This is a genomic window from Paenarthrobacter sp. TRD_SC_7 (assembly GCF_056156245.1).
In genome coordinates this window covers 4423625-4438519 of record NZ_CM149587.1, presented here as the reverse complement: position 1 = coordinate 4438519, position 14895 = coordinate 4423625, and the positions used below count along the sequence as shown (strand labels likewise).

Below are 14895 nucleotides of genomic sequence, written 5' to 3'. Positions count from 1 at the left end.
TGACACGCGTCCAGCGCGGCAGGAAGAAGACTATTCGTGTTTGAAGTCCCCAGCATCTTGTTTCTCTCGGCAGGCTTTGCGGTGTTGGCCGCCGCGGTTCTGCCGAAGTTGTTGCGCCACATGCCGCTATCGATGCCGATGGTCTTTCTGGGCAGCGGAATTCTGGCGTTCACCCTGCTTCCTGATTTGCCGGACCCGGACCCCGTCCAGTACGGGGATTTCACGACGCACCTGACGGAAGTGTGCGTCATCATCTCGCTCATGGGTGCCGGACTGGCTCTGGACAGACCCTTCCGTTGGCGCGGATGGTCCACTACCTGGCGCTTGCTCGGTGTCGTCATGCCCTTATGCATCCTCGTGATGACGCTCCTTGGCCTGTGGGTGTTGGGCTTGGGGCTCGCCGCTGCCATCCTTGTAGCGGCGGCGATTGCCCCGACTGACCCAGTGCTGGCGTCCGAGGTCCAGGTGGGAAAACCTGCAGACACTGAAGATGACCCGGACGAGGATGAGGTCCGCTTCGCCTTGACCTCCGAGGCGGGCTTGAATGACGGGCTCGCTTTCCCCTTTGTGTACCTGGCCATCCTCATCAGCTTGGTGGGGGCCTCGCCCGATGCATGGCTTGGGGAATGGCTTGCGGTGGATGTTCTCTGGCGCACTGTTGCTGGTGTGCTGATCGGGTTCGGCACGGGCAAGTTGCTGAGCCTGATCTTCTTTGCCGCCAAGGGTAAGAGCTTCCGCCTGTCAGAACACTCCGAGGGCTTCGTGGCGCTCGCAGCTACCTTCCTCGCCTACGGCGCCGCGGAGATGGTGGAGGGCTACGGATTCGTCGCTGTCTTCGTCTGTGCTCTGACCATCCGGTCCGCTGAGCACAACCATTCCTACCACCAAGTGCTGCACAGCTATGTGGAGCAGTTGGAGCGCCTTATGACGGTGGTTATCCTGGTGCTTCTCGGCGGCGCCATTGCCCGGGGGTTGCTGGAGGGGATCGGTTGGGCAGAGGTGCTGGTAGCTCTGGCGTTCCTCTTGCTGATACGCCCTGGGGCGGGATGGCTTGGGCTCATGCGCGGGAAAACCGGTCCCCGCGAACGCTTGGCCATTTCCTATTTTGGAATTCGCGGGATCGGGTCTCTCTATTACGTGGGATACGCGTTGAGCCACGGAAACTTCGACACCGAGGCACATGAGCTTTGGGCCCTGGTGGGTCTGGTGGTGGCACTGTCCATCGTGGTGCACGGGGCAACCACCGCACCCCTGATGAACCGCTTGGATCGACTTCGGGCCGCGGAAGCACGCAAGCAGCATGGCGACGAAGGCCGGGCACCCACCACCGCGGTTTAGTCGCGAAAACTCGTCCGGCAGGTGCAGCCGTGGAAGACTGGATGCATGTCTCCCCGTCCCATGAAACCGCGAACCCCATCCGACTCCGTTGACAATGAAGGCCGCACGCCGCTGAGTAACGGACGCCGTCACCTCGCTCTGAGGCTCGACGACGCGTGGCTTGGTTTTCAGACGCGCCTTGCCATCCGCCGTGGCCGGGTGGAGACCGTGATTCCTTACACCGGGTACGGCAGCACTTCCTGGGTTCGGGTTCTCGCGCGAGTCGTCCGCAGTGATCCGCGGGACGCTGCCGGTCACGCAAATCCGTTGCAGGAGAGCATGCGCGGCTGGCGCAACTTCACGAGCGCGCCCGTAGCCCACGCCACGGTGCAGGTCACCATCGACGGTACCGTCCACGACGTCGTAGCCGACCGTGGTGGCGTGGTGGACGCGCGTATTCCGGTAGTTCTCGACGCCGGCTGGCACACCATCACCCTTCAGTCCGGGGAGTCCCAAATCGTGGAGGCTCCCGTGGAGATCGTCGCGGACGATGCCGATTTTGGCGTCGTGTCCGATATTGACGACACCGTGATGGTGACCGCTTTGCCCCGTCCTTTCCTGGCCGCTTGGAACACTTTCGTCCTCAATGAGCACGCGCGGACCCCGACGCCGGGCATGGCCGTCTTGTACGAACGGATTGCCAGGACTGCCCCGTCCGCGCCCGTGCTGTATCTGTCCACCGGAGCGTGGAACGTCGCACCAACCCTGTCCCGGTTCTTGTCCCGCAACTTGTACCCGGCCGGTCCCAAGCTCCTGACTGACTGGGGCCCCACTCCTGACCGCTGGTTCCGCAGCGGCCAGGAGCACAAGAGGACGTCATTGGAACGCCTCGCGAAGGAGTTCCCCAATATCAAATGGCTGCTGGTGGGGGACGACGGCCAGCACGACGAAGCCATATACTCCGAGTTCGCCCAACGTCATCCCGCCAGCGTCAGGGCCATCGCCATCCGCCAGCTCTCCGCGGGTGAAGCGGTCCTCGCTGGTGGGCGCTCGAAGTCCGGCGGGCAACCCACACCGGGGGTTCCCTGGATCTACGCTCCGGATGGAGCGGGAATGTCGGCCCAGCTCGAAGAACTGGGCATCATCCAGAATGAGGTTCGGTCCGCCGACGACCCCGAAGAAGGCGAAGTGCACACGGCATCGGAGTGATGACTACGCGACGTCGATAAACACCGGGTTGGCGTAGAACCAGGTATCAGCCCAGGGATTGGCGTCGCCGAGATTGTCGCCATGGCGGATGGGGCCGGCGGGATCTACGGAAGCGCCGTAGTAGCCCGCGCCGTGGCGGTTGCCGTCGCTGCCGCGGAGGCGGAAGTAGCAGGACGTCTGAACGTCCTTGATGACGTGCTTGATGGTGAACGTTCCGGTGCGGCCAGAGACATCGATCTGCTTCCACACGGTCGTCCCGGGGGCCTTCAATGTGTCGCGATCGGCAGCTGCACCCGTGACGGCACCGCCGATGACGTCCACGTGGGCGAGCTTGGGGAGGATACCCGCGAAGTTGCGGTAGCCCGTCGTCGTGATGGTGATGGAAATTTCGACGTCGGCGCCTCGCCTTACCTGCAGACGGGAGCCGAGGGTGGCACCGTTGCTTCCGTTGCCGTTTCCGGCACCGTTGCCCCGCAATTCCCGGACGCGCACGTCGAGTCCCTGGAGGAGGTGTCCGTGGTCCACCCACATGCGGCCGTTGCGCATGGCTTCCAAGACGCCGGTGTAGGAGCGCTTGGTGACGCCGGTGTGAAGGCGGCTGAACTGTCCCGGCCAGTAGTCGCTGCCACCCTGTTTTTCGCCGGTATCAAACGGATCGGGGCGCTTTCCTGTGACGGACCAGCGATCGAACTCGTTAGGCAGGCTGAGGTAGGGCTCCTCAGAGGGGTAAGGCCCGGTCTTCCAGGTGTCCTTGACCGTGAGGTGGTTGTCTGAGTTGGACGTAATCCAGAACGTCAGGCCTTCAGTGAGCATGGAATCCCAAACACCGCCCACGGTTGCGGTGGCCCAGTCGAAGCCGCCGTACGGGCGGAAGGCGTCCGCCGGGTAGCCTGGGAAGCTGTACTGGGTGGGGTTGTTGGTGTATTCGCCGCGCTGGTCGCCTGCCCTGGAGAATTGGCTGACTCCGGAGCCTTGCGCGCCGGGCGCGCCTTCCATGCCGATCATCACCTCGCGGGCGGCGTCGCGCCATGCCCGGAGTTCGTGGGGTGAGTCGATCCCGAGACGCATGGGATGGTTGGCCAAGGCGACGACGTCGTCAATGTAGCCGGAGCGGCGCTGGGTGGCCAACCAAGCGATGGCTTCGACAGCTTTCCGTTCGAAGGTTTCCACTTGCGCCGTTCCAGGCGTTGGCTTCTCCCATTGGTTCAGCTTTCCGTCCCACACCAGTTCGAAGGTGCGCAGGAGGTTTACTTCGTTGGGGCCCGGAGCGACGATCACGGAGGCATGCTCGGCGCCGGGGATGTACCATTCGAGCCCTTGGAAGATCATCAGATCAGGGCGTGCGGCACGCTGTGCCTGGATTTCCTTGTTTGCGTTGACGGCCCCGCCGTTGTTGGCGTGGCCGAAGTTGCTGTGCTCAGTCAGTGCCAGCCAGTCCACGCCGTAGGCCTGGGCAGTGTCGAGCTGTTGCTTGATCATGTACTTGGCGTCGTGGCTGTACTGGGTGTGGACGTGGTGGTCTCCCACAAGCCAGGTCAGCTGAGGGTCGTTTCCGCCCGGGTTCGCCATCGCCGGCTGGGCCATGGCGGCGGTGGCTGCACTGCCCGCGGCCAGGATGCCGGCCGACTGCAGGATATGCCGGCGGCTCAGTCCCATGGTTTTCAGCTCAGCGTCGGCAAGCTCCACACTTCGGCGGTGGGTGGTCGTGTTTTCGTCTGCGGTGCACATGGCGCTTCCTCTGTTTGATTCGGATCCCCCAGCGCGATCACAGTAGGGAAGCGGAATGGCGCGGAGGTTAACCGAGCGGGAACGGTGGGGGAGCGCCATGGAGAACATCATCTTCATCGGGCAGGAGCCGCCATCTGGCGGACTGAGTCCCTGCATTTGGGTCCGTCCGGCGGTTCGCGCGGCGAGCGAGCAAGCCTAGGCTTGCAACAGGTCACAACGAGGTGGCCGGACTTGATGGAGGTCCAGATGACACCCGTATATAAGACGCCCCCTTTTGATCCCGAGCTAGGTGCCACGCTCAACGCCTTGGGCGACCTGATTGCCCCTACCCTGACCCCGGACATGATCGATGCCATGCGTGAGTCCTTCGTGGTGGCCCCGATTGAAGACCAACTGGCTGGCCGCCCGGTGCTGCACTTTGAGCGGACCATCCCGGGGCCTCTTGGAGCCCCTGACCTCGTAGTGTCGATTTTCCAACGCAACGACCATGTTCCCGGCGGACCGGGAATCTATCACATCCACGGCGGCGGAATGGTGATGGGGGATCGTTTTCTTGGTGCGGACTCCTTGGTTGACTGGGTAGAGCTTTTGGACGCTGTGGGGGTCTCGGTCGAGTACAGGTTGGCACCCGAAAACCCCGACCCCGCACCCGTGGAGGACTGCTATGCGGGATTGGAATGGATGGCGGCGAACGCTGCTGAATTGGGCTTTGACCCTCAGCGACTGGTGGTGGCCGGCGCCAGCGCCGGTGGTGGACTTGCTGCAGGAGTAGCGCTCCTGTCGCGGGACCGGGGTGGTCCTTCCTTGGCAGGTCAACTCCTGATCTACCCCATGTTGGATGATCGCAATGAAACGATCTCCAGCCATCAGTTCGTGGGCATCGGAGTGTGGGACAGAACCAGCAACGACACCGGCTGGAACGCTCTCCTCGGCAATCGCCGCAAGACGGACGAGGTCTCCATCTACGCTGCACCTGCCCGGGCCTCGGATCTTTCACATCTCCCGCCCGCCTTCATTGATGTAGCCTCAGCCGAAGTCTTCCGTGACGAAGACATTGCCTACGCCTCCACAATTTGGAGCTCTGGTGGCGACGCCGAACTGCACGTGTGGCCTGGCGGTTTCCACGGGTTCGACATCTTCTTTCCCCAGGCGACCCTCTCGGTGCTGGCGCGGGAAGCCCGGACGCGGTGGCTCAGGCGCATACTGGATGCCTGAATGAATGATCTTTCGGCTGTTGAGCATTGCCGAAGCAGCCGAACTGGACCACCATTAAGCTCCGGAACCTGACAACGTGGTGGGCGGTAGTAATGCAAGGACTCGTATGGCGCCTCAAAGCGCTCGATCCGGAGGCCTCGGAAAGCCTCAAAGTGATTACCTATTTCGACGCTTTGGTCAACAGCCGGGCCAACGCAGAGATGCTCATTCGCGGGGCGGCAGCACTCTGTGGCTGCCCCGTGGGTTTCGCGGTGGAGGGCCGTGCAGTCTGCGTGGAACCCTCCGGCCAGAGAACGGATGCGCACAGCCGTGATTGGCCTTCCAGGCCGTTTGGCGTGGATGGCCTGGCGTGGATCGAGCGGGCCAGCCCCGGATACGTCAATGATGAGTTGATTCTTGAGCGGCTCGCTTTAGCGCTGGGAATCTTCTGGGACCGAACGAGTCCGATCGCGGCAACGAGACGGGCCATAGAGACGGTCATCAGCAGCGAGGCATCACTGGAAAGGCGCATGGACGCTGCTGCGCTGCTGCATCTGGAGCCGGAAAGCTCCTACCGGGTCCACGCAGTACCGGCGGCTTCGCCGTTGCCCGGTTCCACGGCAATAATCCAGACCCCCGTTGGTGCCATCAGGGTCGCAGTACGCCTTTCCAGCGCAGGCGTTCAGCGCCAAGAACCGGCCGGAATCGGGCTGTCCACATCCCCTCAAGAGCTGGACAGATCCTGGTTGACAGCTCTTCTGGCCCTCCGCCTCACCAGCCCGCGTCGTCCTCTTCAAACAGCCGACGAGCTTGGCAGCCTCATCGTCTTTGCGGAAATGGAGAGCCACCGGACGCAGGAACCAGCTGACGTCACCGCGTTGAAGATCCTGATCGAGGGTGAGCCGAAAGCATGGCCCATGCTGGAAGCAATCGCGGAGTCAGGAAGCCTTCGGGCCGTGGCGGGGCAATTGAACCTGCACCATTCCACCGTTCAGAACCGCGCAGCCGAGTTCACAACTGCGTTGGGCTTCGATATTCGGACACCGGCGGGACGGGTCCGCCTGACGCTGGCTCTGACGTTGTTCCTGCTCGCGACCAACCGGTTCGATTGAGGTGGGGAACCACAACGGCGCCGCTACCCCTCAGCCGCCCGCTTGGCTGAGCACGTTCGCATCCTTGGGCGCCCCAACGGATCCACGCAGGATCAGGTGCGCTGTTAGCTCGGGGCTGGAAGTGGACTTTATGCCCTCAATCTGCCGGATCAGCGCAGAAGCCGCGGCAATTCCCATTTCGTAAACCGGCTGTGCGATGACGGTGAGCGGGGGAGTGGTGAGGCGGGTCCAGGCGAAATCGTCGTACATGAGGAACGAGACGTCGCCCGGAATGGAGAGGCCGGATTCCTGGATGGCTTCCACCACACCCAAGGCGATGAGGCCGTCTGAGGCGATGATGGCCGTGGCTGCGGCTGGTCCGCTGAGCAGTTCGTGGGTGATCTTCTTAACGGATTCCGCATCGCCGGCGTTGAGCCGGACCAGATCTGCGGGATGGGCGAGGCCCTCGTCTTCGAAGGCGCGGCGGATACCCTCCAGACGGTCCGAGATCTGCGAGGAGTCCAAAACCATCCCCTCTTCGTAGGGGCGGCCTGATTTCAGCGTTGAGACGAAGGCTATCCGCCGGTGCCCGGCTTTGATCAGATGCTTGGTGGACTCGTAGGAGATACCACCCATGTCCACCGCGAAGGTCTCAACATCAAGCCCTTCGGCGGCGCGGTCGAGCAGGACCAGGGGGCGCCCGGACTCGCGGACCTGCTGTAGGTGCGAGGTTTCCACGGACGACGCGGGAGCCACGATGAGCCCGTCCACCCGCTTGTCCAAAAGCACCCGGACGGCGTCCACTTCAGCTGCCTTTTCCTCGTCGGTGTTAATGAGGATGACGTGGTATCCGCTCTTCTTGGCGGTATCCGTGATTCCCCGGGTGGCGAGGCCGAAGTGGGGGTTTTCGATGTCGCCCACCACCACCCCGATGGTGTTCGATTTGCCTGTGTTCATGCTGCGGGCGAGTTCGTTGGGCCGGTATTCAAGCTCTTCGGCCGCGGCGAGCACACGCTCACGGACGTCATCGCTCACGGCACCGTAGTTGCCCAACGCGCGGGCGGCTTGTGCTTTGGAGACTTTCGCGGCTTTGGCGACGTCGGCAACCGTTACGTCCCGTCGTCGGGATCCATCAGTGCTCATGTTCACCTTTCACGAGGGTGTTGACGCGGCTTTGTGAGTTCCGCTACATTTCTATCAATCGATGTGAGTCCGGTCTCAATCCTAGGGGCTGAGACCGGACTCAACAAGACCCCGCATCGAGTAATAACTTCAGCGGCTCCTGACAGCACCGCTTTCCCTCCCACGATTGGACAACGCTGTGATCAAACTGAACTTCCGCCCGGCAGCGCTCGCAGCAGCAGCCTTGGCGGCTATCCTCGCCCTCTCCGGCTGCGGCGGCTCACCGGCCAGCACCTCACCGTCAGCCGAAAACCCTTACGGCTTGATTGAGCCCGGCACCATCCGGGTGGCCAGCCTTGGCGACTCCAAGCCGTACACCTTCACGGACGGCTCAGGTAACTTCACCGGGTTTGACGTGGAACTGTTCAAGGACGTGGCCCACCGCGCCGGCGTAGACAACGTAGTCTTCACCGGGCAGGACTTCTCCGGACTTCTGGCAGCCGTGGCCAACGGCCAGTTCGACGTCGGCGTGGCAGCGATCGGCATCACGGACAAGCGCAAGGAAACCGTGGACTTCTCCGACGGTTACCTGGCCGGATACCTGACGGTCATCACCACCAAGACTTCAGGCATCAACGACGCCGATGGCCTCAACGGCAAGCGCCTGGGCGTAGTTCAAGGCACCTTGCAGGAAGCCTACGCAGTCAAGAACTTCACCTCAGCGCAGCTGGTTCGGTTCCCAGACAACAACACCGCAATCTCCGCAGTCAACAGCGGTTCCGTGGACGCCCACTTCCTGGACTACGAGGCAGCCAAGGAATACCAGGAGCAGTTTGGGCTGGTCAGCGCCGCGGATATTCCGTCCTTCGACGCCCCGGCCGGCTTCGCCATCGCCAAGGATAAGCCCGCCTTCAAGGAAGCCTTGAACAAGGGCCTGGCCGAAGCAATGGAAGACGGCACCTGGAAGAAACTCTACGAAAAGTGGTTCCCGGGTTCACCGATGCCGGAGCAGTACCTCCCGAAGGCCGAGCAGACCTCCAGCCCGGCCCCGACCGCCAGCAAGTAAGCAGCCCCAAACACCTAACGTCTGAGAGCATTCAATGGATTGGCTCAATACCATCAGCCGCACGTTCTTCGACTTTGACGCCATGGTCGAAGTACTGCCCCAGCTCCTCGGAGTTGGCCTCCTCAACACCCTCATCATCTCCATCGCAGCAACCATCCTCGGCGTAGTGATGGGCATGGTGGTGGCGGTCATGGGTATCTCGCGGTCCAAGTGGCTGCGCATCTCGGCCAGGATCTACACGGATCTCTTCCGAGGCCTGCCCGCTATCCTAACCATCCTGCTGATCGGCCAGGGTTTCGCCCGGTTGAGCCAGTCGGTCTTCGGACCCTCCCCTTACCCGCTGGGAATCATCGCCCTGAGCCTCATCGCCAGCGCGTACATCGGAGAGATCTTCCGGGCCGGCATCCAGAGCGTCGATAAGGGCCAAGGGGAAGCCTGCCGCGCTTTGGGCATGAGCTACTCCAAGTCCATGGCACTTGTGGTGGTCCCGCAAGGCATTCGCAGGGTCCTGCCGGCCTTGGTGAACCAGTTCATTGCAATAGTCAAGGACTCATCGCTGGTCTACTTCCTTGGACTCCTGGTCAGCGAGCGTGAACTGTTCCGGGTAGGCCAGGACGCGGCTGTACTGTCCGGCAACCTCTCACCGCTGGTCATGGCAGGCATCTTCTACCTGATCATTACGGTGCCCCTGACCCACCTGGTCAACTACTTCGACAACAAGTTCCGCACCGGCCGCCGTCGTCCCACGGCACCCACCAGTGGGCTGAAGGAAGTCAAGGAACTCGATGCGGCCTCGCCGCTCATCACCGGGAGCAACACGTGAACCTCACAAGCAGCAGCAGCGCTACCAGCACCAATCAGCCAACCCAGGACATCGAGAAATTCCACGGCTCCAGCCTGGAACTGCAAAACCTGACGATGGCCTACGGGGACGTGGAAGTGCTCCGCAACGTCAGCCTCAACGTGGCTCCAGGGACCACCACGTGCATCATTGGCCCGTCCGGTTCAGGGAAGTCCACGCTCCTGCGCGGAGTCAACCGCCTGCACGAACCCAAGAGCGGGGACGTGCTGCTTGCAGGCGAAAGCGCACTCAAGGTCAAGCCGGACATCCTCCGTGCACGTATCGGTATGGTGTTCCAGCACTTCAACCTCTTCCCGGACCACACTGCCCTCGAAAATGTCGCACTGGCATTGTGGAGCGTCAAGGGAATGTCCAAGGCCGAGGCCCGGGAACGCGCTCAGCGGCGCCTCGCCGAGGTCGGCCTCGCCGAACGCGCTGATCACCGGCCACGCGACCTCTCCGGGGGACAGCAGCAACGCGTCGCCATCGCCAGGGCACTGGCCATGGAACCCGAGGTGATGCTCTTTGACGAAGCCACCAGCGCCCTCGACCCCGAGCTCGTCAAAGGCGTACTTAACCTCATGGCCGGCCTGGGCCGCCGCGGCATGACCATGCTGGTGGTCACCCACGAGATGGGCTTCGCCCGCAAGGTGGCGGACCAGGTGGTGTTCATGGACGAGGGCGAAGTAGTGGAAATCGGAACCCCCACCGAGCTCTTCGACAACCCACGCAGCGAACGCCTGCAGCGCTTCCTCTCGGAGGTCCTGTGATGGGCCAGGCAGCTGCGGCACCCATCCGGACCGCCGTCGTCGGGTTTGGCGTCTCGGGCAAGGTGTTCCATGCGCCGCTGATCGCGGCCGATCCGAACTACTCCCTTGACGTCATCGTGACCGCGGATCCGCAACGCAAGGCCGATGCCCGGCGGCTCTACCCACAGGCAAGGATTGTCCCCACTCCGGAGGAGATGTTCGCCCTGGCCGGGAACTTGGACCTCGTGGTTCTGGGAACGCCGCCGCTCACGCACCTTGAGCTCGGTGCCACCGCCATTGCCCATGGACTCAACATTGTGGTGGACAAGCCTTTCGTCACCACCGTCGCCCACGGTGAGGAGCTTGCCGAGCGGGCGTCCGACGCCGGTGTGCAGCTCACGGTCTTCCAGAACCGCCGGTGGGACGCCGACTTCCTGACGCTCCGGAAATTGCTGAAGGACGGCGCCTTGGGGGAGGTGCGGACGTTTGAGTCGCGCTTTGAATGGTGGCGTCCGGAAGGCTTCGGCAACTGGCGCGATTCGGCCACGCTGGCTGAAGGTGGCGGCATCCTCCACGACCTCGGCGCGCACCTGATCGATCAAGCCATCCAACTTTTCGGGCCTGTGGAGGACAGCTACGGGGAGACCGCCAACCACGGCCACCACGCGGACGCGGCCGACACCGAAGCTTTTGTGTCCCTTCACCACGAGTCGGGCGTCCGGACCCGGCTGTGGATGAACGGAATGGCTGCCCAAGTCGGCCCGCGCTACCACGTCCTCGGATCCAAAGCCGGCTACACCAAGTGGGGACTCGACGGTCAGGAGCCCGCGCTCGCAGCCGGTGTCACGCCGTCGGACGCTTCTTACGGCAACGAACCCCAGGAGTCTTGGGGGCTTCTGGGCGTGGACGGATCAGCCACGCCGGTCCCCGCGGAAAAGGGCGACTACCCACAGTTCTACAGGGAGCTTTCGGCCTCACTCCGGGGCCACGGACGTTTGCCTGTCCAGCCGGCGGAAGCGCTGGAAACCCTCAGGATCATCGAAAGCATCCACGCGTTCGCCTAGGCGCGTTTCAGAATTCAGAACCCGAAAGAGAGATCACGCATGTCCTCCACCGCTACCAAGCATGTTGCCGTCATCGGAGGCGGCATCCTGGGCGTCTCCACCGCCGTCCACCTGCTCCGCCAAGGCGCCTCCGTCACGCTGCTGACCGAACAAGGCCTGGCCAGCGAAGCCACCGGCCGTTCATTGTCATGGCTCAACTCCGCGGGCGAACGTTCCACGCCGTATCACCAGCTGCGAATGGCCGGCGTTGACCGGTACCGCACGCTCTTCGCCGCAGACCCCAGCCGTGAATGGCTGCAATTCGGGGGTGGCCTCATGTGGAACGCGGCGGGGCAGAGCGAGGTTACCAAAGCCCGTCACGCCTACGAGAAGTCCATCGGCTACGACTCCAAACTGCTGGCTCCTGAAGAGATCGCCTCGGTCACGCCCGGCATAGACGCCAGAACCGTCCCCGAAAACGCCATTTTCAACCCCGGCGAAGGCTGGGTAAGTCTGCCGGACCTGGTGAACTTCCTGATGGAGGAGTTCCATGCCTTTGGAGGCCAGCTGGTCCTCAATGCCGGCAAGGCCTCGGTGATGGTCGACGGCGGCCGGGCAACCGGCGTCGAAACTGCCGGCGGTGATACTTACCCCGCGGACGCCGTGCTGGTTGCCTGCGGTGCCGCGACGCCCGCCGTCGTGAAACCGCTCGGCGTCCACATCCCCAACGGTTCGCCCGTCTCCATGCTGGTGATCACCAAGCCCGTGGAGCACCAGGTCACCGCAGTGATGAACACTCCGCGGGCCGCCGTGCGTCCAAACCCGGGCAACACGTTCGCCCTGGATCACGACTGGTACGAAGAACACATCACCGAGCACGCCGACGGTACCTTCACCATCCCGGATGACGTGGTCCAGGAGTTGGCTGACGAGTCCTCCAAGCTGATCGAAGGCAACCCCGAGCTCAAGCCGGCGTCCTGGAAGATCGGCTACAAGCCCATCCCCGGCGACGGCGAACCGGTCTTCGGTGAACTCGGTCAAGTGCCGGGCTGCTTCGTGGCGTTCACGCATTCCGGCGCCACGCTGGGCCTCATCGCCGGTGAGCTGCTGTCCGGTGAGATCCTGAGCGGCGATAAGCACCCGATGCTGGCCACGTTCCGCCCAGGACGCTTCTCCTAGGTCGGGTTTGCCCTAAGTCGTTTTTTTTAGGGGCCAATGGCCCCGATACGCCATCTGCTCAAGCGTGTCGGGGCCATTGGAGTTTGTGGTGACCCGTTCAGCAGGTCATGGTGCCCTTGAGGGGCTTGCCGGTCCAGAAGTTGGTGGAGCCAGGAATCTTGTAGTAACCGCGGATTTCGTAGCTCCACGTGCCAATGAGCTCGATTCCTGAGCTGTACGTTCTTCCCGCCGCTTGGCTCAAGTCACCTGTGAACTCGAGGTTGCCGGAGCGGTCGTAGATCTTGACCTCGTGGTAGTTGGCTTTCGCCACGCTTCCGTAGGAGTTCACTGTGACCACGGTGTGGAGACCCATGGTGCACCTCATAGTCACATTCGCGGTCGCCGGGGCAAGGATACTTGCGGCCGAGAACTGCGGAGTAGCGCGTTCGACGTCCGTGAAGGCGGCAACCGCGGCCGTTGGCCCGGCTATCAGGCCAAGAACGACGACGGCGACGATCACCAAGGCGCGCAGGAAGCTGTTCCGCGGTGTCATGGTGATCATGCTCTTTCTCTGCTCTTCGTGGTGTTCTCGCCGGGCCTGATCGGGCTGGGGGGAAAGGAAACCGATCAGGCCCGGCGGAGCTGTTGTTGTTTCTGAAGCGGTGCTTACTTGGTCTCTGACTGACAAGAACTACTGTGCCGGTTCCGGATCAAGAACAAATCCTGCAATTCCTCAGGAAAGCATCAAGAAATCTCAAGGCCTTGCGCCGCACTCCCACGGCTGGTCCCTTGCAATGCCGACGGGAATATGACTAAGATCTCATTCATCAGGGTTAGAAAAGAGACCTCCTGTCGGAGGTTTTTTTCTGCCCTTTTTTTCTACCCAAAAAGGTGACCTCTGGCAGGGGCAGTTTCCCGACAGAGAGGTCGGACGAAATGTCCAGTTTTGTTATCCGCGGTGTGCACGATGTTGTGTCCTACATCGACGCCCGCCCAAGGATCTCGGGGCGTGCAGGGCTCATTTGGTGGCTTGCTTTGGGCGGCTTGTTCCTGGACGCCTTCTCCAACTCGGCGCTCAGTGCTGGCCTTGGGCCCATGACCAAGGATCTTCAATTGAGTGCCACGCAGGTGGCAGTCCTCACATCGCTGGCGTCTTGGGTCGCCATCGTTTTCAACCCCATCGGCGGGTGGATGGCCGACAAGTGGGGCCGCATTCCTCCGCTGGTCTTTGCCAAGTTCCTGGCACTCGGTGGCGCTGCTTTCGCCGCGTTTGCGCCCTCTTTCGAGCTCGTCCTGGTGGGCCGCTTCTTTGTAGGTGCCGCATACGGCATCGATTTCGCCATCGCGATGGCGCTGCTCGCCGAATTCACTCCCGCACGCTTCAAAAGCAGGCTGAACACATGGCAAGGAATTTGGTACTGCGCGGTCAGCGCCAATCTCCTGTTGGCGATCATGTTCTACAACATGGGCGTGGGGGAGTCGATTTGGCGTTATGCCGTCGGTTCTGCCGGTGTGGTGGCGCTGACGCTGTTTTTCGCGCAAATGCTTTACATGGTGGAGAGCCCCACGTGGGCCGCCCGAAAGGGCCTGCTGGAAAGGGCCGCGGCCTCCATGAGCAAGATCTACGGGGAGAAATTCTCAGCTGCCCCGGTTGAGGACCGCTCTCCGGTCATGAACCAGGCAACCAAAGGCTTTGCCAACATTGCCTTGATTTTTCGTGGCATCTACCTGCCCCGCACGATTCTTGCAGCGACCATTCAGATAGGTCAGTCAATCCAGTACTTCGCCGTGGGTTGGTACCTGCCGATCATCAGCCTGACGCTCTTCGGACAGGACTTTGTGGTCGCCACGCTTGGGGCATTGGTGTTCAACCTGTTCGGCATACTCGGCGGATTCCTGTCGCCGGCCATCGGCAAGAAATTCGGGTTGCGAAAGGCGTCCGCCATCGGGTTCGGAGCCGTCTTCATCATGCTGCTGCTCCTGGGACTCTTTTACCAGAGCCTTCCGATCGTCCTCGCCTTCCTCATCCCGTCGCTCTTCATTCTTTTCCATTCGGGCGGTCCGGGGGCTAACGGAAAGAGCATCTCCACGCTGTCCTTCCGGAGCGAGCTCCGGGCTGGCGCCAATGGCGTCATTGGGGCGCTTGGCAGCACGGGCGCAGCGCTTGGGCTGCTGGTGTTCCCGCTTCTCAAGCAGAATCTGGGCCTCGGACCTACGTTCCTCATTCTGGCCGTCGTCCCGCTGGCCGCCTGCGTGGTCTGCAGCGTCATCAAATGGGACCCAACGCGGGCACCGGTCAGTCCGGATGAGGAGTTGAATGCCCCGCAATTCAAGAGCGATATACAGCACGCCGAGTTGAACCGCGTCTAGGAGGTGA

13 protein-coding genes are annotated in these 14895 nt (G+C 62.4%); 10 read left to right on the top strand and 3 right to left on the bottom strand.

The window, feature by feature from the left end; genetic code table 11:
- Positions 1 to 36: 36 nt before the first annotated feature.
- Entirely contained in the window at positions 37 to 1338 is a 1302-nt protein-coding gene (locus AC0J5Z_RS21055) for a cation:proton antiporter (protein WP_475036316.1), read from the top strand.
- A gap of 45 nt (positions 1339 to 1383) precedes the next feature.
- The gene (locus AC0J5Z_RS21050; protein WP_475036312.1) at positions 1384 to 2526 is read left to right on the top strand and encodes an App1 family protein; all 1143 of its coding nucleotides are present in this window, start codon (positions 1384 to 1386) and stop codon (positions 2524 to 2526) included.
- 3 nt (positions 2527 to 2529) lie between these two features.
- Here the strand turns inward: AC0J5Z_RS21050 and AC0J5Z_RS21045 are convergent, their stop codons facing one another.
- Positions 2530 to 4254, bottom strand: coding sequence for a PHP domain-containing protein (locus AC0J5Z_RS21045; protein WP_475036310.1), 1725 nt, complete (start codon positions 4252 to 4254; stop codon positions 2530 to 2532).
- Positions 4255 to 4500: 246 nt separating this feature from the next.
- On the opposite strand from AC0J5Z_RS21045, the gene AC0J5Z_RS21040 reads away from it, so the two are divergent.
- Together AC0J5Z_RS21040 and AC0J5Z_RS21035 are read left to right on the top strand one after the other, a co-directional pair.
- Positions 4501 to 5469 carry an alpha/beta hydrolase gene (locus tag AC0J5Z_RS21040; RefSeq protein WP_475036308.1) on the top strand — a complete coding sequence of 323 codons (969 nt, stop codon included), beginning with the start codon at positions 4501 to 4503 and terminating at the stop codon, positions 5467 to 5469.
- A 92-nt stretch (positions 5470 to 5561) separates the two neighbouring features.
- Entirely contained in the window at positions 5562 to 6560 is a 999-nt protein-coding gene (locus tag AC0J5Z_RS21035; protein WP_475036306.1) for a helix-turn-helix domain-containing protein, read from the top strand.
- A gap of 30 nt (positions 6561 to 6590) precedes the next feature.
- Here the strand turns inward: AC0J5Z_RS21035 and AC0J5Z_RS21030 are convergent, their stop codons facing one another.
- Positions 6591 to 7682: a LacI family DNA-binding transcriptional regulator gene (locus tag AC0J5Z_RS21030; RefSeq protein ID WP_475036302.1), complete on the bottom strand. Its 1092-nt coding sequence runs from the start codon at positions 7680 to 7682 to the stop codon at positions 6591 to 6593.
- Between the two features lie 178 nt (positions 7683 to 7860).
- Here AC0J5Z_RS21030 and AC0J5Z_RS21025 point away from each other — a divergent pair, with 178 nt between their 5' ends.
- Genes AC0J5Z_RS21025 through AC0J5Z_RS21005 form a run of 5 tightly spaced genes read left to right on the top strand, consistent with a single transcriptional unit; the run spans position 7861 to position 12539 of the window.
- Positions 7861 to 8727, top strand: a complete 867-nt coding sequence (locus AC0J5Z_RS21025; RefSeq protein ID WP_475036299.1) for an ABC transporter substrate-binding protein — start codon at positions 7861 to 7863, stop codon at positions 8725 to 8727.
- Between the two features lie 34 nt (positions 8728 to 8761).
- Positions 8762 to 9550, top strand: a complete 789-nt coding sequence (locus AC0J5Z_RS21020; RefSeq protein ID WP_475036294.1) for an amino acid ABC transporter permease — start codon at positions 8762 to 8764, stop codon at positions 9548 to 9550.
- The gene (locus AC0J5Z_RS21015; protein ID WP_475036289.1) at positions 9547 to 10338 is read left to right on the top strand and encodes an amino acid ABC transporter ATP-binding protein; all 792 of its coding nucleotides are present in this window, start codon (positions 9547 to 9549) and stop codon (positions 10336 to 10338) included. The genes AC0J5Z_RS21020 and AC0J5Z_RS21015 overlap by 4 nt, the downstream gene beginning before the upstream one ends.
- Positions 10338 to 11381 (top strand): Gfo/Idh/MocA family protein, encoded by a 1044-nt coding sequence (locus AC0J5Z_RS21010; RefSeq protein WP_475036287.1) that lies wholly within the window; start codon positions 10338 to 10340, stop codon positions 11379 to 11381. Before AC0J5Z_RS21015 ends, AC0J5Z_RS21010 begins: the two co-directional genes overlap by 1 nt.
- Before the next feature lie 39 nt (positions 11382 to 11420).
- Positions 11421 to 12539 carry an NAD(P)/FAD-dependent oxidoreductase gene (locus tag AC0J5Z_RS21005; protein ID WP_475036285.1) on the top strand — a complete coding sequence of 373 codons (1119 nt, stop codon included), beginning with the start codon at positions 11421 to 11423 and terminating at the stop codon, positions 12537 to 12539.
- Between the two features lie 97 nt (positions 12540 to 12636).
- On the opposite strand, the gene AC0J5Z_RS21000 is transcribed toward AC0J5Z_RS21005, so the two are convergent.
- Positions 12637 to 13080, bottom strand: coding sequence for a SipW-dependent-type signal peptide-containing protein (locus tag AC0J5Z_RS21000; RefSeq protein WP_475036283.1), 444 nt, complete (start codon positions 13078 to 13080; stop codon positions 12637 to 12639).
- Positions 13081 to 13454: 374 nt separating this feature from the next.
- Between AC0J5Z_RS21000 and AC0J5Z_RS20995 the strand changes: the two genes are divergently transcribed.
- A complete protein-coding gene (locus AC0J5Z_RS20995) occupies positions 13455 to 14888 on the top strand; it encodes an MFS transporter (protein ID WP_475036281.1) in 1434 nt (477 codons plus the stop codon).
- Positions 14889 to 14895: the final 7 nt, after the last annotated feature.